The organism is Bacillus sp. DX4.1 (assembly GCF_030348195.1).
Classification (GTDB): domain Bacteria; phylum Bacillota; class Bacilli; order Bacillales; family Bacillaceae_G; genus Bacillus_A.
This window is the reverse complement of record NZ_JAUCFT010000008.1, coordinates 3,563,572-3,585,276: the sequence shown is the minus strand read 5'-3', so window position 1 is coordinate 3,585,276 and position 21,705 is coordinate 3,563,572. Positions and strand designations below refer to the sequence as shown.

Here is a 21,705-nt window from a genome sequence, read left to right as displayed (position 1 = left end):
GAATTCATTATAAACGAATGTAAAAGAAAAAGAAATATAAACGATGTAAAAAATAAAACGTTTTCATAAATTTGCTAGGGTGGATACATTCTTGCTAGAGGATCTATAAATATAATGATTGTAAGGTGGTAAGAGCGATAATTACATTTTTTTAAATGGTATAAAAAATTGTAAGCGCTGTTTTCATTTCTGTTAAAATCTGATATGATTCATTAATGAAAACGTTTGCGCCTGTTTTTGAATTAAATAATGAAATGGGGTAGCATGATGGAGAAACAATGGTGGAAAGAAAGTGTTGTATACCAAATTTATCCGCGTAGTTTTATGGATAGTAATGGTGATGGGATTGGTGATCTTCGTGGTATTATTTCAAGGCTCGATTATTTAAAAGAGCTAGGCATAGATGTTATTTGGTTATCACCAGTTTACGAATCACCAAATGATGATAACGGCTATGATATTAGTGACTATTGCAAAATAATGGATGAGTTCGGAACAATGAGTGATTGGGAAGAGCTACTAAGTGAAATGCATGCACGTAATATGAAGTTAATGATGGATTTAGTTGTTAATCACACTTCAGATGAACATAATTGGTTTGTTGAATCACGTAAGTCAAAGGATAATCCATATCGAGACTACTACATTTGGCGTCCTGGGAAAAATGGAAAAGAGCCAAACAATTGGGAAGCCGCATTTAGTGGATCTGCTTGGCAGTATGATGAAATAACGGACGAATATTATTTACATTTATTCTCTAAAAAGCAACCAGATTTAAACTGGGATAATGAGCGAGTACGAAAAGATATTTATGAGATGATGAAGTTTTGGCTTGAAAAAGGGATTGATGGTTTCCGTATGGATGTCATAAACTTCATTTCTAAAGCAGAAGGGTTACCAATTGTGGAAACAGAAACAGAAGGTTACGTATCGGGTCATCGATATTTTATGAACGGACCAAATATTCACCCGTATTTACATGAAATGAATGAAGCGGTGCTGTCTCAATATGACATTATGACGGTCGGTGAAATGCCAGGTGTAACAACAGAAGAAGCGAAACTGTGTACAGGAGAAGAGCGTCAAGAATTACAAATGGTATTTCAGTTTGAACATATGGATTTAGATTCTGGAGACAACGGCAAGTGGGATGTTAAACCATGTTCAATCCTTACGCTAAAACAAAATTTAACAAAATGGCAAAAAGCGCTAGAACAAACAGGATGGAATAGTTTGTATTGGAACAATCATGATCAGCCTCGCGTTGTTTCACGCTTTGGTAATGATACAACTTATCGTGTCCAGTCCGCTAAAATGTTAGCAACGGTACTTCATATGATGAAAGGAACACCTTATATTTATCAAGGAGAAGAAATTGGGATGACAAACGTTCAATTTGCGTCTATTGGTGAGTATCGTGATATTGAAACGCTGAATATGTACCGTGAAAAAGTGGTTGAACGTGGTGAAAATCAAGAGGAAGTGATGCGAGCTATTTACATAAAAGGACGCGATAACGCCCGAACACCAATGCAATGGGATGACAGCGAACACGCTGGATTTACAACAGGTAAACCATGGATTCAAGCAAATCCTAATTATACAGAGATTAATGTGAAGCAGACACTACAGGATTCAAATTCTATTTTTTACTACTATAAGAAATTGATTGAACTGCGTAAGCAACATGAAATAATTGTATATGGTACGTATGATTTAATTCTGGAAAACCATCCATCTATTTTTGCTTACATAAGAACATGGGAAGATGAGAAGTTAGTAGTAATTGCAAACTTTACAGAGGATCAATGTGTATTTGAATTACCAAAAGAGATAGCGTACAATCAAGCAGATTTATTCATACACAACTATGCTGTGCAAGATGAATCAATCGAAAATATATCATTGCAGCCATATGAAACAAGAGTGTATAAATTGAAATAAACAAAAGCCTTGTGTAATTTTTTTACACAAGGTTTTTGTTTATGTTACCATTTTAAAATTGAAAATCCGTATGCAGGGAGGGAGACTTGTAGTGATTTTGTTTCGGCAGAAAATTCTTCTCCGGTATAAAGATTTACAATTTTTTTACTAGTGATATCAAATGGTATAGGAGCGATAATTTCGTTATTTGTAGGATTTAAAACGAAAAAGATTGTTTCTTCTTCTTGTGTCTTCGTATAAGAGATATAATTCTGCTCATTATTGGCTTCAATGCATGTAAATGTCCCATGTCCACCAAATGCTTTATATTGTTTTCGTAGTGAAATTAATGTTTTTATATGTTGGAATAATTCTTTGTCTTGTTTGTCTTCATCCCACACCATACACTTTCGGCAATCCGGATCCATACCACCATCCATTCCGATTTCATCACCATAATAAATACATGGTGAACCGATAAAGGAGAGCTGGAATACATAGAGTAACTTCATTTTATCCTTATTTCCGTTACAGGTTGTTAAAATTCTCGGTGTATCGTGACTGTCTAATAGATGAAAAGCAGCCTCGTTTACATTCATGGAATAGGAGTGAAGTGACTCTGCAATTTGCTCCATAAATTCACTTGCTCGAATGGTTTCATTTGCAAAATAAGAAAGAAGAGCGTTTGTAACAGGGTAGCTCATTACAGCGTCGAATTGATCGCCTTGTAGCCATGGAAGAGCATCGTGCCAAATTTCGCCTAAAATATATACATCAGGATGAATTTCTTTTATTTCACTTCGGAATTCTCGCCAAAATGTATGATCCACTTCATTGGCCACGTCAAGTCGCCAACCATCAATGTGAAACTCTCGTACCCAATAACGCCCTACTTCAAGTAAGTATTCTTTTACGTCTGGATGAGCCGTATTTAATTTTGGCATATATGGTGTGAAAGCAAAGGTATCATAATTCGGTAGTGGTTCTGTTATAAGTGGAAAATCATGAATGTGAAACCAGTCTTTATAAGAAGATTGCTCCCCTTTTATTAGCACATCTTGAAACTTATCGAAAAAGTAACCGCTATGGTTAAAAACAGCATCTAGCATCACTTTTATACCGCGCTGATGGCAGGCTTCAACCAGTTTTTGAAATGTTTCTTTCGTCCCAAATTGTGGATCAATTTCCATATAGTCAATTGTGTCGTATTTATGATTGGAGTGAGCCGTAAAGATTGGGGTAAAGTAAATACCGGAAATACCAAGGTCTACAAGATAATCAAGATGATCTATAATACCGGCAAAATCACCACCGAAAAAGTTAGCTGCAGTCGGAGCAGTACTATTCCAAGCAAGGGTATTAGCTGGATCGCATGTAGGATCTCCATTCGCAAAGCGTTCTGGAAAGATTTGATACCATACTGTATCTTTCACCCATGAAGGAGCTGTAAAAACATCTTTTTCATGTACAAATGGGAAGCAAAAGTAATGGCCAATATCGTCAGTAGGGGCCTCAGAAAAGAAACCGCGTTCTGTATAAACGATAGATTCTACTTTGTTCTTCAGTTCAAACCCATAACGTAAGCGCTTAAATTTTGGTTCGATCGAAACAAACCAATAATCAAATAATTCCGTCGAACCACTTTTTTTCATTGGCATTTTTGTTGTTAGCCATTTTCCGTCCTGCCATTCATATGGATCACCATAAATGAAGGATATGGTATCAACATCATCTTTTTTTGTACGTAACCGAATATGAATCATTTTTTCATTGTAAGCGTATGCGTAATTATCTTTTGGTCTATGGTATATTGCTTCTTTAAACATATAGAAAATCCCCCTTTGATAATCCTATAAATAAGATTATATTGCAAACGATTGCCTTTTGTATAATCTTGATATTGTTTATAAGGGTAGTATTCCTTTCGTGTAAAGTCAATGATTATAAACAATAAGCCCATAAATTTTTTGAAAAATAAAGAAAGATAATATTTGCAAAATCTATAAAAGAATGTATAATGATAGACAAATAGCGCAAACGTTTTCATAGATTAGAAAGTTGTTTGCGCTTCTATTAAACTTGTAAGTGCAAACGTTTTCATTTATTAAGATATTACGTACATAATTCAGGGAGGTTTTGAGGATGAGGAAAGCGCTATCATTGTTAACGGTCTCTGCTTTGGCAATTGGTATGTTGTCTGCATGTGGTCCGAAAGATTCAGGGAAAAAGGAAGCGAGCAAGGAGAAGAAGGATTATGATCTTCTTGTTTGGGAAGATCTCAAAAAAGGTGTTGCTTTAGAACCAGCAGTAAAGAGCTTTGAAAAGAAATATAATGTAAAAGTAAAAGTTGCAGAAATTCAAATGACAGATCAAACGAAAAAGCTGCGTCTTGATGGACCAGCAGGCACAGGGCCTGATGTTGTAACATTACCGCATGACCATATTGGAAATGTTGTTACAGAAGGTTTAATTGACGAAGTAAAGGTTGATGATGCTGTAAAGAGCAAATTTACTGATCTATCTTTAGAAGCGCAAACATATAAAGGGAAATTATATGGATTGCCGAAAGCGATTGAGACACCAGTTTTTATTTATAATAAAAAGCTTATGCCAAAAGCACCAGAAACGATGGACGAGCTATACAAATTCTCGAAAGATTTCACAAAAGATGGAAAATATGGATTTTTAGCATTAGGAGATAATTTGTATTTTGCTAATGCATTTATGGCTGGTATGGGAGGATATGTATTCGGTGAGAAAGATGGGAAACCAAATACAGCGGATATCGGATTAAATAGTAGTGGAGCAGTACAAGGTATGGAATACATTCAAAAATGGTACAAGGAAAAGCTATTCCCGAAAGGTATCATCGGTGAATCTGGAGGGGCAGCTGCTGATGGATTGTTTAATGAAGGAAAAGCTGCGTCTATTATGAACGGTCCATGGGCATTTCAAGCGATGGAAAAAGCCGGAATTGATTATGGTGTAGCACCGATGCCGAAATTGCCAAATGGTGAACCGATGAAAACATTTGTTGGTGTAAAAGGATGGCATGTAACAAGTTTTTCAAAAAATAAAGATTTAGCAACAAAATTTGTTGATTGGGTAACAAATGAAGAAAATGCTAAAATTCGCTATGAAAAATCAAAAGAAATTCCTCCTGTAAAATCATTAATGGAAGATCCAATTATTAAGGAAAGTGAAGCTGCAAAAGCGATAACTACACAGGCTGCAACTGGTATCCCAATGCCGAACATTCCAGAAATGCAAGAAGTATGGGAGCCATCAAGATTTGCATTAGAGCTACTTGCAGCGGGAAAACAAGAACCAAAAGCAGCACTTGATGAAGCGGTCAAACAAATTAAAGGAAATATTGAAGCGAACCATGGTAAGCAAAAATAATATAGAATTCGTGTCTCTTGTAAATGAGGGACACGAATTCTCCTCCTTCCAAGGGGAAGAAAAAAGGGGGAAGAACAATGCAAACATCCTTTGAACCAGCGAATGAAGTAACCGGATCAAAACATCGAAAAACAGCGGCAGCGCTGTCAATCATTCCAGGTATCGGACAACTGTATAATAAACAATATGTAAAAGGTATTATCTTTCTTGTACTAACTTGCTCATTTTTTGTAGCGTTTGCTGATTTGTTAAATATAGGATTGTGGGGAATTGTAACGCTAGGTACAGAAGTTCCTCGTGATCATTCTATTTTTCTACTGGTAGAGGGTATTTTAGCACTTATTGTTATTGCATTTGGGTTAGGAGTATATGCTTTTAATCTATATGATGCCTATCAAAATGGGAAGAAACGTGACGTAGGAATACCGCTAAACTCTGTGAAGGAACAATATCACCATCTATTAGACCAAGGATTCCCATACCTGATGGTTTCACCAGGGTTTCTACTACTTATCTTTGTCGTTGTGTTTCCGATTATTTTTGTTCTATTAATTGGATTTACAAACTATGACTTATATCATTCTCCACCTGCAAAATTGGTAGAGTGGGTTAGTTTTAAAAACTTTATTGATATTTTCACATTACCAATGTGGAGAGATACATTTTTAAGTGTATTATCTTGGACTGTCATTTGGACATTTATCGCAACGACGCTGCAAGTGGCACTTGGTATTTTCTTGGCAATTTTAGTAAATCAACCAGGGATTAAAGGAAAAGCAGTGATTCGGACAATCTTTATTTTACCTTGGGCAGTTCCAGCGTTTGTATCTATTCTCGTATTTGCTGGTATGTTTAACGAATCATTTGGGGCAATTAACAATCAGGTGTTGACTCTATTTGGAATCGAAAAGATAGCATGGATGACAGATCCATTTTGGGCAAAAGTCGCTTTAATTTTCATTCAAACATGGCTGGGGTTTCCGTTTATTTTTGCGATGACGACAGGTATATTGCAATCGATTCCAGGTGAATTGTATGAAGCGGCTACAGTAGATGGTGCAACAGCTTGGCAACAATTTCGTAAAATTACATTGCCGCTCGTTTTATATGCAACTGCACCGATTTTAATTACGCAATATACGTTCAACTTTAATAACTTCAGTATTATTTATCTGTTTAATAGTGGTGGTCCGGCTGTATCAGGACAAAATGCAGGTGGAACAGATATTTTAATTTCCTGGATTTATAAGTTAACGATGACATCAGCTCAATATGGGAAAGCGGCAGCACTGACGCTGATTTTATCGTTAATTGTTATTACAGTTGCTTTATGGCAATTTAAAAGAACAAAATCATTCCAAGAAGAGGATATGATGTAAATGAATATAAAACGACAGAAGATGTTACGTCTTTCATTAAGTTATTTCGTCATTTTCGTTATGTGTGTCATTATTTTCTATCCATTATTATGGATTGTTGGTTCATCATTTAATCCAGGTGATAGTTTGTCGGGATCAAGTATCATTCCGAAAAATGCAACGCTAGATCATTATCGAGAACTACTTGATCTTTCCAAAAGTAATTATTTACTTTGGTATAAAAATACGTTGAAAGTTAGTGTTTTGACAATGATTTTCTCTGTATTGTCGATTAGTTTTACAGCATATGCATTTTCAAGATATCGTTTTGTAGGGCGAAAAAACGGTTTAGTAACATTTTTAATTCTGCAAATGATTCCAAACTTTTCAGCGTTAATTGCACTATATATACTAGCGCAGCTAACAGGATTAATTGATACACATCTTGCATTAATTTTAATTTATGTCGGCGGTGCAATTCCTATGAATACGTGGCTCATGAAAGGGTACTTTGATACCATTCCAAAAGAATTGGACGAATCAGCTCGTATGGACGGAGCAGGTCATTTTCGCATCTTTTGGCAAATTATCATGCCACTCGCAAAGCCAATTGTTGCGGTTGTAGCATTGTTCACATTTATCGGCCCATTTACTGACTTTATTTTAGCAAGCATCATTTTACGTACGCCAGAAAATTATACGTTAGCAGTTGGATTGTACGAAATGGTAGCGAAAAAATTTGGTAATGAATTTACAACGTTTGCAGCGGGTTCTGTATTAATTGCAATACCAATTTCCATTTTATTCTTATCACTGCAAAAATATTTTATTTCCGGTTTAACAGCTGGAGGAACGAAGGGATGAAAATGGGACTTTATGTCCCATTTCTCTTTTTATCCCACATGAACGGGCAGTAAGACCCCCACCTCAAGATTCAGAGAAAATAATGAAGGTGGGAATAACCTCCCGGAAAAGCCCGATTGGTGAGGGCTAATTATCAGTAGGGGATGAAGAAAATTCTCATTGATAAAAGTTTCACTTTATAGAAATGATGAGAATTTTCCATATTATAAAATATGTTTTTTATCGGGATTGATGTGACATAGGAATTGAAAGATATGAAAAAAATATTTTATAGTATAGGAAAATAAAGCTATATCCTTTACAATACATGGAGAGGGAAAAGGTAGGTTTGGGTTAATAGAGGTTTCTATATGAATGGTACAAAAATAGATGTAACTTATATAAATCATGTAAAAAAGAAGAGAGAAGGAACAAATTTATGACAGTTACAATTAAAGATGTGGCAAAAAAAGCAAATGTTGCTCCTTCCACTGTTTCGCGTGTTATTGCGGATAATCCAAGTATTAGTGAAAAAACAAAGCGTCGTGTACGTAAAGTGATGAATGAGTTAGGATATCATCCGAATTTAAATGCAAGAAGTCTTGCAAATCAAACGACGAAAACAATTGGACTTGTTATGCCAAGTTCTGCAAGTAAAGCATTTCAAAATCCATTTTTCCCAGAGGTTCTTCGAGGAATTAGTTCGTTTGCGCATGTAGAGGAATATTCCTTATATATATCAACTGGAGAAACGGAAGAAGAGATTTTTAATGGCGTTGTAAAAATGGTACAAGGTCGTCAAATTGGAGGAATTATTCTTCTGTACTCACGTGAAAATGATCACATTATCCAATATTTACAGCAACAAAATTTTCCGTTTGTCTTAATTGGAAAGCCATATGAAAGAAAAGATGAAATTACATATGTAGATAATGATAATTATACAGCTGCCAGGGAAGTAACGGAATATTTGATTTCACTAGGACATAAGCAAATTGCCTTCATTGGTGGAGGTTCAGATTTACTTGTTACGAAAGATCGTTTAGCTGGAATGAGTGATGCTTTGAAACTAGCTGATGTTCCTTTGCCGAAGGAATATATTTTACATTTTGATTTCTCAAGGGAAAGTGGTCAGCAGGCTGTAGAAGAGTTAATGGCACTTTCAAAGCCACCAACGGCGATTATGGCGACAGATGATTTAATTGGACTAGGAGTTTTAAGTGCGCTATCGAAAAAGGGATTTGTTGTGCCGAAGGATGTTTCGATCGTTAGCTTTAACAATGCTTTATTATCTGAAATTGCAAGCCCACCACTTACAACAGTGGATGTAAACATTTATCAATTAGGGTATGAAGCGGCAAAAGCTTTAGTTGACAAGATAGAACACTCAGAATCAATTACGAAATGTATTATCATCCCACATAAATTATTGAAGCGTCAAACTTGTTTTAACAACATATAAAAAAGCTAAGAGAGGAATCTCTTAGCTTTTTTGCTGTAGGAATTGTTCTAAACGGTCGCAGCCTTCCTTTAATGTTTCCATACTATAAGCGTAAGAAAGACGAATATAACCTTCTCCATATTCTGAGAATGCTGTTCCAGGAACAACAGCAAGTCCGGCCTCTTTGACAAGTTGAACTGCAAAATCAAAGGATGAAGATGTTAAGTTTCCAATGTACGGGAATAAATAAAACGCACCTGTGGGCTTTTCTACAGTTAAGCCCATTTGAGTCAGACGACTGTACACGTAATTCCGACGGTTTTTATATTGATGACGCATCATTCGCGGTGCATCCTTTGCAGCTGTTAATGCTTCAATCGCAGCATATTGTGCAATTGAAGTTGCGCATGTAACGTTATATTGATGAACTTTTAAAATATGCTTTGCTAAATAGTCTGGAGCAAATAAAAGACCAATACGCCAGCCTGTCATGGAATGGGATTTTGATAAACCATTAATGACAATTGTTTTATCACGCATTTCGGGAAAATGAGCAATGGACGTATGATCATCTTCATATACAAGTTCACTGTAAATTTCATCAGAAAGGATGAAAATATTTTTATTTTTTAAAACAGCTACAATGTCTGTTAATTCTTCTTTTGAAAGTGTTACACCAGTTGGATTAGAAGGATAAGGTAAAACGATGCATCTCGTTTGATCTGTAATCGCATTTTCAATCGCAGCAGCTGTTAAGCGAAATCCGGTTTTACGAACATCTACAAAAACAGGTGTTGCACCACACATCCGAATAATAGGCTCATAGCCAGGGTAAATAGGAGCAGGTAAAATAACTTCTGTGCCTTCTTCTAAAATCGTACGGAACGTAACATCGATTGCTTCACTCGCACCGATCGTAACGATTGTTTCGTCTTCTGGTGAATAGTGTAAATCGTAACGTTCTTTCAAAAAATTACAAGCCGCCTTGCGTAATTCTAGCAGCCCAGCATTATGTGTATAGCTCGTAAAGTTTTCTGTAATTGCCCGTTTTGCAGCTTCTTTTACTAAAGAAGGTGTTGGGAAATCGGGTTGTCCAATTGTTAGAGAAATGAGATTATCATAGTTTTGAATCATATTAGAGAACTGACGGATACCAGAAATTTGAATGTCCTTTACTCTAGGATTAATGAATTGTTCCATTTTGTCTCCCTTTCTTCCGTTGCAAAATTTCTTTTATTTTACCATATTTTTTATATCTTCGCCTTTTAAATACGTGTTCAAAAAGGAGGATAAAGAGAGCCGAGTAGTTTGAGGAACGGAAGCTAGGAGGATACGGAGTGTAGAGTGAACTACATGAGTACCAGAGTGACGACGTAACGAAGAAATAGGGCAGCTATCTTTACCGGACTTTTTGAACATCCTCTTTAAGCATATAAAAAAAGGCCGCTTAATGCGACCTTTTTAATAACCGTATGCCCAATCTATCTCATCTTCATTCCAAAGAACAGAAGATACCTTTCCAAGATGCACAACCGATGCATCGACAGCGCATGTGCAATGTTCTTCTCCAGTTTGTTCTTGTAGTTCCTCGTATACTGATTTGTCAACATTTTCGAGAACAACCAAATTTTCCTCATTTAAAACAAGCGTAGTTCCTGCCATATTTATCTTCCTCCTACTAAAATAGTGGTCACTTATTTGTAAACAGAGATAGTATGGATTATATGCCGTATGCTGTTATAATTGTCCATTCACTGGACTGTTTTTTGTTTTATTTTCTTTATCCGTATTCATTGTATACTGCCTAGCCGTAATTTGGTACAGGGTTTACAATCATTTCGGAAAGTTGTAACATTTCTTAACTATTCTTCACAAATGATTTACAAAAATGTTGAGAAAAATCTAAATTTTAAAACAAAAATGTCTATAAAATGATATAATCATATCAAAATACATATAGGGGATGAGAGGGTATGGTGCTTATCCGTGACTTAATGATTCAAGTTGCTATCATTATTCTGCCACTATTTTTATATGAAGCGATTCGCCTAAATCGTTATCAAAATACGCTTCCAAAACCCAATCGCTACTTTATTATGTTTTTATCAAGTATTACGCTTGTTCTTTCCATGACGTATCCCGTTTGTTTTGGCAATGTTTGTGGTTATAATTTTCACCAAATTCCGATTATCAGTGGATTTTTGTATGGTGGTATAGCGGGAATCATTCCAGCTTTTATTTTTGTTATATACGATTGGTTTATGCATGGCCTAAATTGGTTTCGAATAGTAGAAGTTCTGTTTCTTGCAATTATTCCTCTATTGTTATCTAAAAAGTGGGCCATTTTCCCAAGGGATAAGAAGCTTATTTTATCCTTCATCATATCATCTTTATATGTGCTCGTCTGTTTAGTATTTGAGATGTTTGATGTGTTGCTAGGAACAGGCTTTACGCCACCTATGTCTCATTTATACAGCGGATACATATTTGCTTCTCTTATTATGATTATGACAATGGTATTTCAAGTGTACTTAACAGAGTATTTAAATGAAAATGCGCTGCTGCGTACAGAAATGCAAAAGTCTGAGAAACTGAATATCATAAGTGAGCTAGCGGCAAGTGTAGCACACGAAGTACGAAATCCTCTTACAGTTGTTCGTGGCTTTATTCAGCTGTTAGAGAGTACAGAAGATGTAAAGAATAAGGATTATATGCGTCTTGTATTGGCAGAGCTAGATCGAGCTGAACAAATTATTTCGGATTATTTAAATTTAGCCAAGCCACAAATTGATAAAAAAGAACACATATGCTTATCGGCACAACTCATTGAAATGACTACTTTAATGTCGTCATTTGCTGCAATGCAAGGTGTCTATTTACAAGTTGAAATTTCTGAAAATCTGTATACGATTGGCGATAAAACAAAATTAAAACAAGCAATTATGAATATTGTTAAAAATGGGATTGAAGCGATTCAAGAAAACAAAGGGTATTTAAAAGTAACCGCTGTTCAACAAGGTAATGTCATTATGATACGAGTAAAAGATAGCGGTGTTGGGATGACGAAAGAACAGCTAGCGAGACTTGGGCAGCCTTATTATTCGCTAAAAGAAAAAGGAACTGGTCTAGGACTGATGGTAACGTTTAGTATTCTACAGGCACATAATGGTACGGTTGAATATCAAAGTGAGAGTGGAAAAGGAACAGAAGCAATTATTACGTTGCCAGCTGTCATAAATAAGGAATAAAAGTTACCGAAATGAGGTAACTTTTTTTATTTATTCATTTCATTTGCTTTTTCAGATTTAACCCGGACAAATAAATTTTTAAATGATTGAAAGAAGCTTTGTTCTTTTGATGCGGCTATTAATCGTTTTGTTTCTTGAATTTCACGAATGACTTGCATGAGTTGATTGTCTCGATTGCTGTCCTTATTGTAAACGTGATTGACAAGCTTATTTATCTTTTCTTCTTGCTTCGATTCGCGTTTATACATATGATTCATTAATAAGTCCATTTTTTCTTTTTGTAGAGCATCTGTTTGGACAGCGTGATCGACAAGGTCTTGCAGCATATCTGCTTGTTTTTCTTCTTTTACATAGACTTGCTGCATTAATTCATCCAGTTTTTCATCTTTTAAACGGTTTTGAGTAATTAAGGTTGAGTTTTGATGAATAATAGCTTCATTTAGTTGTGCGAGCATCTCAAGTTTTAACATAAATTCTTCAAAGTTTCGCCCTTCCTCTTTCGCTTTCACTTCTTGATTCTGTTTTAGGATGGGGGCGGGTGGGGTGTTTTTTTCTTTTAAAATGATGGGAATTGTTTCTGTGATGTCTTCTTGTAAAGTGGCTGCTCGTTCATGAATTGATTTTAAGAGTTGCATATCATCCATTTTGTATATACGAGCATCAGCGGTTTTTGCAATTGTATAACCATGTTGCTCTAAAAGTTGACTGTATTTTCGAACTATATGTTTCGGGATTCCGGTTTTATTTGTGACATCCTTCGTTTTATATATTGCCTCCATGACGTTTCCTCCCCAAAAAGTATCGTATATACCAATTCCATTTTTTATTTATACTTCCTTTAAAAAAGAATGTCGGAAGGCTAGAAGATTTCTACATGATTAGTGAGAAGTTGCATAAAAATGAATGTTTTTGGCGTAAAGAAGAAGAAGAGCGCAAATAATGTCTGAAAACATAAGCTTGGTAAGTTTGTTATAATAGCCTAGAATGAGAAAAGGTTTTTGAAAATGGAGGTACATATATGAAGCAATTAAAAGGCATTATTATTTCAATTATCACGATTCTTTCTATCTTGGTTGCTGTTTATGAAGTCTTCATACCAACAGAACCAAAGAGTAAGAAAGAATCCGCATATGACCAAGTTCTAGATTTTCCAAAAGAACGTTACCCTGAAACTGGAAAGCATATTGCAGATGCAATAAATGAAGGTCATTCTAAGGTGTGTACGATTGATCGAAATGGTGCAGTTGATAGAAGAAAGCTGTCTTTAGCTCCGTATCCAGCAAAAAAAGGGTATGACCGTGATGAATGGCCGATGGCAATGTGCAAAGAAGGTGGAAAAGGTGCACATATTGAATATATTAGTCCGGGTGATAACCGAGGTGCCGGTTCTTGGGTTGGGAATAAGTTAGACAAATATCCAGATGGCACACGTGTGAAATTTGTGGTGAAATAGCAGATAATGATTTGAGGCGAATGGACTGAAAGTAAATGATGGAAAGGAATGGCATGCATGGAGTTAACAATTTCCTACTCACAATTAATCGTTATGAATCATGAGGAAGAACAACCGTATGTAGAATGGACGGATGAAGATTTCGAGAGAGGGTATGCCGAAACGGATGGTACCATTATTTTTGAAACGCTCTCTGATTATACGTGTGAAATTGCTGCAGTTGTTGGGAAGCATGTAGAGAAAGAAGGAGTGATGAGAACGATATTAGCGCCATTTACTGTGCATAATGATGGCGTTTTTATAAGCAGTATTCTTTCTAATAAATTACATATTTCGATTCCACAAGGCGCATATATACTAGTTGTGCAAGCAATTCCACTTGAAGAGCCGACAGAAGATGAACTTTATAAAGTACAGTATGAACTGTATTTTGAAGAGAGAGAATGATAACACCGCCGCAAATATATAAATACAAATTAAAAAAACGACATAAAACCCTTCTTTTTAAGTGGAGAGAACATCCGGCCATGCATAGAAGCGGTCAGGTCCTTTTCCTGCCCCATGCCAAGTGAAAACAAAGAGAGAAAACGAGCGCAGGTCACCTTTTGTTATCCATAGCCGTGGCTTATATGTCGAAAAATCAAAATAGATTTATATAGAGACGAAAGCAAGTTGAAAATTTCATAGCATAAAAAATGAGGATGCCCTTTTTGGACATCCTCATTTTTTAATTATACATTTGTTTTTAGAAGTTCACGTGCTTGTTTTGCAGCTTGAACCATATGTTCCAGAGCAGGAATAACTTCTTCTGTTCTTCTTGTTTTTAAACCACAATCAGGATTAATCCAGAAGTATTTCGGATCACATACTTTTAAGGATTGTTCTACAATTGTATACATTTCATCTTTACTTGGAACACGAGGGCTATGAATATCATAGACTCCTAGGCCAATTCCTTTTTCATATGTCGTATGTTCCAATGTGTGAATGAATTCGCCGTGACTTCTTGATGTTTCAATAGAAATAACGTCGGCATCTAATGCACGAATTGCATCTACGATATCTTCGAAGTTACTGTAACACATATGTGTATGAATTTGTGTTTCATTTGCTACAGAAGAAGTTGCTAAAAGGAATGATTGAACAGCCCATGTGATATATGCTTCCCAATCTTTTTCTTTTAGCGGCATTCCTTCGCGAAGCGCTGGCTCATCGACTTGAATAACACGGATACCTGAAGATTCAAGTAATTTAATTTCATGACGAAGTGCTAATGCGATTTGGTAGGAAACTTCTTTTCGTGAAATATCATCTCGAACGAATGACCAGTTTAGAATCGTTACAGGTCCTGTTAGCATACCTTTTACAACTTTATTTGTAAGGCTTTGTGCAAATGCAGTTTCTTTAATTGTCATTCCGTTAATAAAGGCAACGTCACCATAAATAACAGGTGGTTTTACACAACGAGAACCGTATGATTGCACCCAACCATTTTTTGTGAAAGAGAAACCAGCAAGTCTTTCTCCGAAGTATTCCACCATATCAGTTCGTTCAAATTCACCATGAACGAGCACATCAAGGCCGATTTCTTCTTGATATCGAATCCATTTTTCTGTTTCCTTTTCAATAAATTGTTCGTATTGTTCATTTGTAATATCACCATTACGCCATTGTTTACGTGTTTGACGAACTTCAGTAGTTTGTGGAAAACTACCGATTGTTGTTGTTGGTAACAATGGTAATTGTAATGCAGTTTGTTGCACAGCATAGCGTTTTTCAAATGGAAGAGGTCGAGAGAAGTCTGCTTCCTGAAGCGCTGCTCGTGATGTTTTCACATCTTCACGATTACGTGCAGCTGAAGAACGAATTGCTTCATGGGCACTGCGATAAGCTGTAAGTTCTGTACTTATGCTTTCTACACCATGTGCAAGTGCTTGTTTTAAAATAGTAAGTTCTTCTAATTTTTGGTTTGCAAATGCAAGTGCATCATATAATTCTTTTGACAGGTGCGTTTCTTCTGTCTTGTCAATTGGAGTATGTAATAAGCTACAAGAAGGCTGGACAATCCAATCTTTTGGCGTAACATGCTCTTTTAATGTCTCGAATAAAGAAAGAACATCATCAAGATCTGCCCTCCAAATATTACGGCCATCTATACAACCTACAGCTAAAATTTTATCGGATGGGAATCCGTGTTCTAAAATTGCTTTTACATTGCCTTCTTTACCGTGAACAAAGTCCAATCCAATGCCGGATACAGGGAATGTAATAATCTCTTCATAGTTTTCTTCTACACTATCGAAATAAGTTTGTAAAATAAGAGATACATGTGGTACTTCTTTACGAATTGTTTCATAAAGTTCTTTCGCTTGTGCGATTTCTTCTTTTGTTAAAGACGCAAAAATTGGTTCGTCAATTTGTACGAAGCGTGCACCAGCATCATGTAATTCAGTTAATAGCTGTACATAAGGTGCAACCAGTTGTTGTAGAATTGTTGGGAATTGATCTTGTTTATAACCTTTTGCTAATTTTAAGAATGTATAGGGTCCTAATATTACTGGTTTCCCATCTACTCCTAGTTCTTGTTTTGCTTCTTCATATAAACGAAGAGGACGGTTATCTTTTAAAGAGATCTTTAACCCTTCTTCATATTCAGGAACAATATAATGATAGTTTGTATTAAACCATTTTGTCATTTCAGAAGCGACGTGATCTTTAGAGCCACGTGCCATCGCAAAATATACATCAAGATAAGACGTAAACTCAGAAAAACGGGATGGGATAAAACCGAGCATATAAGCTGTATCCAGTACATGATCATAGTATGTAAAATCACCAATTGGAATTAAATCAATTCCTTTTTCTTGTTGCGTTTTTACATGTTGAAGACGAATTTCTTTCGTGTTCGTTAAAAATTGTTCTTCATTAATTTTGTTTGCCCAAAAAGCTTCCAATGTTTTTTTCCATTCGCGGTGTAATCCAATGCGCGGATACCCCAAGTTACTCGTTTGAATCACCATTTAAATTTCCTCCCTAATTGAAAGTAAGCATTTCCGTTTACTCGGAAATGCTCTTAACGAAAAGTATATAGGAGCAGAAAATACTCCATTTCCGTTAAAAACACCTCCTCATCATCCGTGAGTCTATCAGTGTTGTTAAAATAGGCAGGTCTCCTGGCTGATGCTTCATACGAGTTCTTTCACCTTCCCGTTTTCACAGTGGTATAGGAAAGAGCTCTCTGCACTTACAGTGGCGGGACCGCGTTGGATTTTCACCAAACTTCCCTTTTAAACACGAAATAAAAAATTTCGCGTACCTATTTTCCTTTTTGAAAGGAATTTAACAAGCGAATATGATATTGAAACAAATTCTAACATAATTTTTTGAATTTTGTCCACTGTTTTGAAATAAGAATATTCTGATTTAAATTGGCATTTTTTAGAGGAATGGAAACTATTCTTTTACTGTGTAAATCGTTTTGCTTTTCTATAACAGATTGGAAGAAAAATAGTATGGATTGTTTTTTATTGCGTTTTAATGGTCAGTCATATCTTAGTTTAAAATGAGAGAAGAGGGGAAATGGAAAATATAAGAGCCTGATTGGTTGAGGGTTTATCAGCAGGAGATGAATACTCCCATTGATAGAAACGCAACCAATCGGGCGGTAAAGCCCCCGCAAATTCATATAGGACAAAGAGGTTAGGGGGAGGTGACTGCTCGTTAGAGCCTTCCCTTTATGTCTGTGCCGATTTCGGAAAGACGTCCAGCACTTGCATCTTTATGTAGTTCATTTAACCAACGTAACTCAACAGAGATGTGTTCTATAACACTTGCTAAAATATATAGCTGTGCCCGTGGAATGTTTATTTTACTGCGTTCGTATATCATTTTCATCGTATGTAAATATTGAATTGTGTCATTTCTCTTTTTCTCTAAAATAGGAATAATTGCTTCTTCATCTCCAAAATGAGCAAAAGAAAGAGCTGAATAAATTGGTTTGTATATTTGATTTTTGGCCTCAAATTGCTTTAATAAAAGAGTATGAAAAAGGTCTTTGCCGATATCGGTAATATGGAAAATGGTTTTATCTGGTCGGTTTGTATCTCGGACCACATTTGTAATCGCAATCGCACCTTGTTTTTCTAATTGTTCAAAAGCGTAATAGAGAGACCCTTTTGCATATTTAATATAACAATCCATTTGTCGTTCTTTCATTGTATGCTGTACTTCGTATGGATGTTTGTCTCCTTCGAGTAATAAGCCGAGAATGACTAATTTCATGCTCATGCTGTCTCAACTCCTAAAATAAACTTTATACATATTATAAACGGTATATCTCTTTCGATAAAGAGGTATACCGTTTCCTTGTACTACTATTAACTTACTTGTTTTTGTTTTTTACTTGTTCCAATTACGAGACGTTCTTTTCCCATTAATATGATACAGATAATACTTAAGATAGCAGGAATAAGAGCCCAGAAAAACGTATCAGCAATGGATGTTGCCAAAGCTTGTTTAATTCCACCTAATATTTGTGGTGGGATTTTTTCGGCAGCATTTGGTGATAATAAAAAGCTTGTGTCTCCATCTTTAGGTGCCATCTTAGCTAACTCTGGAGGGAAAACTGCTTTTAACTTATCAGTAAAAATGTGATTTTGTATTGTACCAAAAATGGTAACGCCGAGAGTCATTCCGAGAGAACGGAAGAACGAGTTTGTTGATGTAGCAGAACCACGATCACGCATTTCTAAATTATGAATGGAAGACATACTTAAAACAGAGAAAGAGAAGCCGACTCCGAGTCCAGCAAGAATCATAAAGATTGTTACGAGTGTACGTGGTGTCTCCATCGTTAATGTGCCAAGTAAATAGATGCCAAGCACAAAGAAGATACCAGATACAATCATAATATTACGGTAACTTGTGCGTGTTGCGAGTTGTCCGCCTACTTGGCTTCCAATTACAGATCCTACCATCATTGGCGTTAAAATTAATCCTGCATTTGCTGCGGATCCACCGAGAACACCTTGCACAAAGATAGGAATGTAAACTGTGCAAATAATAAAAGTTGCCCCATAGAAAAATGCAACACCTTGACTTGCTGCAAATAAAGGCTTTTTAAATAAGTGGAAAGAAATAATTGGTTCTGTTGCTTTTCGTTCTACGAAGAAGAAGATAATAAGCATAGTAACAAATGTTGCAAATAAGCCAAGAATCATATTGGAATTCCATGCGTATTGCTTGCCGCCAAGTTCTAGAGCAAACATTAAGCAAATAATACTTACCACAAGTGTGATAGCACCAGCCCAGTCAATTTTTTGTTTTCTATATTGTAGGGATTCTTTGTAATACTTCGAGATGAAAAAGAAGGAAATGAGCCCTAATGGAATATTGATATAAAAAACCCAGTGCCAGCTTATATAATCTGTAATATATGCGCCTAATAATGGGCCAAATACACTTGATGTTCCAAAAACAGCTCCGAATAGTCCTGTCATTTTACCGCGTTTTTCCGGTGGGAATATATCATACATAATGGTGAAAGCGATTGGCATAAGAGCACCGCCACCAATTCCTTGAATCGCTCTGTAAATGCTTAACTGTTCAATACTAGATGCTGTGCCGCAAAGTACTGAACCGAGTAAGAAGAGAAGTAGTCCGCCGATGTAAAACCGTTTACGTCCATACATATCAGATAGTTTTCCGAAAATCGGCATTCCTGCCATTGTTGCTACCATATAAGCTGAAGTAACCCAAACGAATTTATCAAATCCCCCTAGGTCTCCAACAATTGTCGCCATGGCAGTAGCAACGATTGTATTATCCATTGCTGCCATTAAAATACCAAGTAACAATCCGGCGACAACAAATTTCGTTTTACTTGCTTTGTTTTGAGATGTTTGCTCTTCCAAACATACCCCTCCTTTTATAGTAAGATTAAATTTTCCTTAATGAGACATTATTTTCTCCATAAGGAGTCGTTCATAATCAATTAGGTTCTTATGTACGGTTGTGATTCCACCTAGGCTGTTCGCATTTCTATCACCAATCGAACTTTTACGGGCAGTTGTCTCCTATCTAACCTCTTTGTTTTTTTGAATTTTGAAGTGAGGAGTTTACTGTTCGTTAGAGTGGGATAAAATTGAGATGGTGGTTTCAATGTAATAAAGAACAGAAAGTACAATTCATATTATAGTCAAATTTGACTAAAAGGCAAATTTTTTCTTCCGGCAAAATTCTCTTTATTTCATAGATCTAAGAAGATAATTGATGAATAGTATGGTAATTAGTGGAGAATAGATTGGTATATAAAACATGCTATGAAAAATGATTCATAATATAAGAATTGATGAGGCAGAATGACACTTTCTAATAGGCATAGGGAAGGGGGCATTATTCTTCATTCCAAAAAGCTGTACAGTATTGTACAGCTTTTTAGAATGGTTTTTTTATTGAATGGTCGAATAAAATATAAAAGAAAGGTGAAAAAGGTGAAAGCCTATATTCTCGTCGAAAGAAGATAAGGGGAAGTCTAAAGTAAACTGTTTTGGGGAAAGTATCTTACTGCTCATGAGAGCAGGATAAATTTGTTAGGCAATATCATCTGGAATGAGGTGAATTTCTATCATGAAAAGTTGGAAAATGATACCGAAAGAAGAGTTTCCTCTATTTTCACAGCCTGTTCTGTGGCTTGGTGGTGACTTTAAAGGGGTTACAAGTGAAATCTCTACTCCAAATGTAGAGGTAACATTGCAAGTTCGCAATTTGAAAGAGAAATCCTTTTCACATAAACTTGTTTATGATGTGCATGAGATTTTCTGTATTCAACTTGAGGTCAAAAATATAAGTGGTGAAGGGGTTTCTCATATTCTCGTCAGCCATATGATTCGTGATCACTTTGCATATGTACCTAGCACACTACAAGCGAATAAAGGGAGAGGAGAATTTTTATTTCAACTTGTGCGATGGCGAATTGATACGTTGCTACCGAATGAAAAAGTGCAATTAATTTGTCAATTGAAAGTCATTCGTATACCGATTCCTTCTAGCATTCCATTACGTGCTACGTATACATTTAAGCATAAGGACCTAGTATATGGTCCATTTCAAACAAAAGATGTGATATTGATAAAAAAATAAAAAGGAACCACGATGCTGGTTCCTTTTTAATGAAGGTTATGCTTTTTCAGTAACTCTTTTTGTTCCAGGCCCTTTTTTCCTACATAGTTATTTTTGTATCCAAAGTATAAAATGAATAAAAATGAAGCGACATTTACAATCGCATCAATTTGGTCATTTGTAATAAAAGTAAGCCCAAATGATTCAAATAATAATCTTAATGATAAGGGAAAACCAGTAATAAAACGAATAATATCTGAAACGTTTTCACCTTTTATCATGTTCGTCTCCTTTTGATAAGGTATATATAATATACATATGAAATAAAAAAGAAAATGAATACAAGCCTGAGAAAAAATGTATGGAGTGGTGCGTACATTTTTTTGTTTTGTAAAAAAACATTATTTATATCGAAACATACGAGATAAAAAGTTAAAACAATTGCTTCAAAACGTGGAAAATATCATATTGAAAACGGTTCGAAAAAGCGATGTCGTTACACGTTGGAAAGACAATAAGTATGTGCTTGTGGCTGTAGATAATGGATATGAACAATCAACATTAATAGATAGATTGCTAACAAATGTAACAAAGGAACTGCAGAATGATGTTGTGAATATCACAATTTTGTTTGGGGTTGCGACATATCCTTTAGAAGGAAATTCATTTGAAAATTTATTTCATACAGCACAGGCTCGTCTGTATAAAAATGGAGATGTGAAAACTATGGGATTGTAACAGTTCCTTCTCTTTTATTACAATTTTTTTGTTTTTTTGTAACAAAAGACTTTTAAAATATATTCAATCATCATATAATTATGTTTGGATGTGTCAGTACATTTTGCACAATGATTTCTTATTTTAAAAGTGTAGAGGTAAACAATCTCTACACTTTTCTTTTTAAGGGAAATAAAAGAA

General features: G+C 35.6%; 18 protein-coding genes and 1 riboswitch. Of the genes, 10 read left to right on the top strand and 8 right to left on the bottom strand.

What is annotated here, in order from left to right:
- Window positions 1-249 precede the first annotated feature (249 nt).
- Window positions 250-1,944: a glycoside hydrolase family 13 protein gene (locus tag QUF99_RS21115; protein WP_289372598.1), complete on the top strand. Its 1,695-nt coding sequence runs from the start codon at window positions 250-252 to the stop codon at window positions 1,942-1,944.
- A 44-nt stretch (window positions 1,945-1,988) separates the two neighbouring features.
- On the opposite strand, the gene QUF99_RS21110 is transcribed toward QUF99_RS21115, so the two are convergent.
- Window positions 1,989-3,749, bottom strand: a complete 1,761-nt coding sequence (locus QUF99_RS21110) for an alpha-glycosidase (protein WP_289372596.1) — start codon at window positions 3,747-3,749, stop codon at window positions 1,989-1,991.
- Between the two features lie 316 nt (window positions 3,750-4,065).
- Between QUF99_RS21110 and QUF99_RS21105 the strand changes: the two genes are divergently transcribed.
- The 4 genes from QUF99_RS21105 (at window position 4,066) to QUF99_RS21090 (ending at window position 8,988) form a co-directional block, all read left to right on the top strand.
- Entirely contained in the window at window positions 4,066-5,325 is a 1,260-nt protein-coding gene (locus tag QUF99_RS21105) for an extracellular solute-binding protein (RefSeq protein WP_289372595.1), read from the top strand.
- A 77-nt stretch (window positions 5,326-5,402) separates the two neighbouring features.
- Window positions 5,403-6,704, top strand: a complete 1,302-nt coding sequence (locus QUF99_RS21100) for a carbohydrate ABC transporter permease (RefSeq protein WP_289372593.1) — start codon at window positions 5,403-5,405, stop codon at window positions 6,702-6,704.
- A complete protein-coding gene (malD, locus tag QUF99_RS21095) occupies window positions 6,705-7,547 on the top strand; it encodes a maltosaccharide ABC transporter permease MalD (RefSeq protein ID WP_289372591.1) in 843 nt (280 codons plus the stop codon).
- 418 nt (window positions 7,548-7,965) lie between these two features.
- A complete protein-coding gene (locus QUF99_RS21090; RefSeq protein ID WP_289372589.1) occupies window positions 7,966-8,988 on the top strand; it encodes a LacI family DNA-binding transcriptional regulator in 1,023 nt (340 codons plus the stop codon).
- 21 nt (window positions 8,989-9,009) lie between these two features.
- Here QUF99_RS21090 and QUF99_RS21085 read toward each other — a convergent pair whose 3' ends face one another.
- Together QUF99_RS21085 and QUF99_RS21080 are read right to left on the bottom strand one after the other, a co-directional pair.
- Window positions 9,010-10,167, bottom strand: a complete 1,158-nt coding sequence (locus QUF99_RS21085) for an aminotransferase A (protein ID WP_289372586.1) — start codon at window positions 10,165-10,167, stop codon at window positions 9,010-9,012.
- A 261-nt stretch (window positions 10,168-10,428) separates the two neighbouring features.
- Complete coding sequence (locus QUF99_RS21080; RefSeq protein WP_289372584.1) at window positions 10,429-10,629, bottom strand: hypothetical protein; 201 nt, start codon at window positions 10,627-10,629, stop codon at window positions 10,429-10,431.
- 311 nt (window positions 10,630-10,940) lie between these two features.
- Between QUF99_RS21080 and QUF99_RS21075 the strand changes: the two genes are divergently transcribed.
- On the top strand, window positions 10,941-12,215 hold the full coding sequence (locus tag QUF99_RS21075; protein WP_289372582.1) for a sensor histidine kinase: 1,275 nt from the start codon (window positions 10,941-10,943) through the stop codon (window positions 12,213-12,215).
- 26 nt (window positions 12,216-12,241) lie between these two features.
- Here the strand turns inward: QUF99_RS21075 and QUF99_RS21070 are convergent, their stop codons facing one another.
- Window positions 12,242-12,994 (bottom strand): DUF3967 domain-containing protein, encoded by a 753-nt coding sequence (locus QUF99_RS21070; protein WP_289372580.1) that lies wholly within the window; start codon window positions 12,992-12,994, stop codon window positions 12,242-12,244.
- 239 nt (window positions 12,995-13,233) lie between these two features.
- Between QUF99_RS21070 and nucA the strand changes: the two genes are divergently transcribed.
- Both nucA and comJ read left to right on the top strand, forming a co-directional pair.
- Complete coding sequence (nucA, locus tag QUF99_RS21065; RefSeq protein WP_289372578.1) at window positions 13,234-13,668, top strand: DNA-entry nuclease; 435 nt, start codon at window positions 13,234-13,236, stop codon at window positions 13,666-13,668.
- A gap of 57 nt (window positions 13,669-13,725) precedes the next feature.
- A complete protein-coding gene (gene comJ, locus QUF99_RS21060) occupies window positions 13,726-14,115 on the top strand; it encodes a competence protein ComJ (protein ID WP_289372577.1) in 390 nt (129 codons plus the stop codon).
- Window positions 14,116-14,399: 284 nt separating this feature from the next.
- Here comJ and metE read toward each other — a convergent pair whose 3' ends face one another.
- The 3 genes from metE to QUF99_RS21045 all read right to left on the bottom strand — a co-directional run bounded on the left by metE (window position 14,400) and on the right by QUF99_RS21045 (window position 19,580).
- Entirely contained in the window at window positions 14,400-16,688 is a 2,289-nt protein-coding gene (metE, locus tag QUF99_RS21055; RefSeq protein WP_289372575.1) for a 5-methyltetrahydropteroyltriglutamate--homocysteine S-methyltransferase, read from the bottom strand.
- A gap of 126 nt (window positions 16,689-16,814) precedes the next feature.
- Window positions 16,815-17,003: riboswitch (cobalamin riboswitch) on the bottom strand.
- Window positions 17,004-17,388: 385 nt separating this feature from the next.
- Entirely contained in the window at window positions 17,389-17,955 is a 567-nt protein-coding gene (locus tag QUF99_RS21050; RefSeq protein ID WP_289372573.1) for a PadR family transcriptional regulator, read from the bottom strand.
- Between the two features lie 89 nt (window positions 17,956-18,044).
- Entirely contained in the window at window positions 18,045-19,580 is a 1,536-nt protein-coding gene (locus QUF99_RS21045; protein WP_289372571.1) for an MDR family MFS transporter, read from the bottom strand.
- Window positions 19,581-20,295: 715 nt separating this feature from the next.
- On the opposite strand from QUF99_RS21045, the gene QUF99_RS21040 reads away from it, so the two are divergent.
- Window positions 20,296-20,808 (top strand): hypothetical protein, encoded by a 513-nt coding sequence (locus QUF99_RS21040; protein WP_289372570.1) that lies wholly within the window; start codon window positions 20,296-20,298, stop codon window positions 20,806-20,808.
- Between the two features lie 26 nt (window positions 20,809-20,834).
- Here the strand turns inward: QUF99_RS21040 and QUF99_RS21035 are convergent, their stop codons facing one another.
- A complete protein-coding gene (locus QUF99_RS21035) occupies window positions 20,835-21,068 on the bottom strand; it encodes a phage holin (RefSeq protein ID WP_289372567.1) in 234 nt (77 codons plus the stop codon).
- A gap of 76 nt (window positions 21,069-21,144) precedes the next feature.
- Between QUF99_RS21035 and QUF99_RS21030 the strand changes: the two genes are divergently transcribed.
- Window positions 21,145-21,525: a GGDEF domain-containing protein gene (locus tag QUF99_RS21030; protein ID WP_289372565.1), complete on the top strand. Its 381-nt coding sequence runs from the start codon at window positions 21,145-21,147 to the stop codon at window positions 21,523-21,525.
- Window positions 21,526-21,705 lie beyond the last annotated feature (180 nt).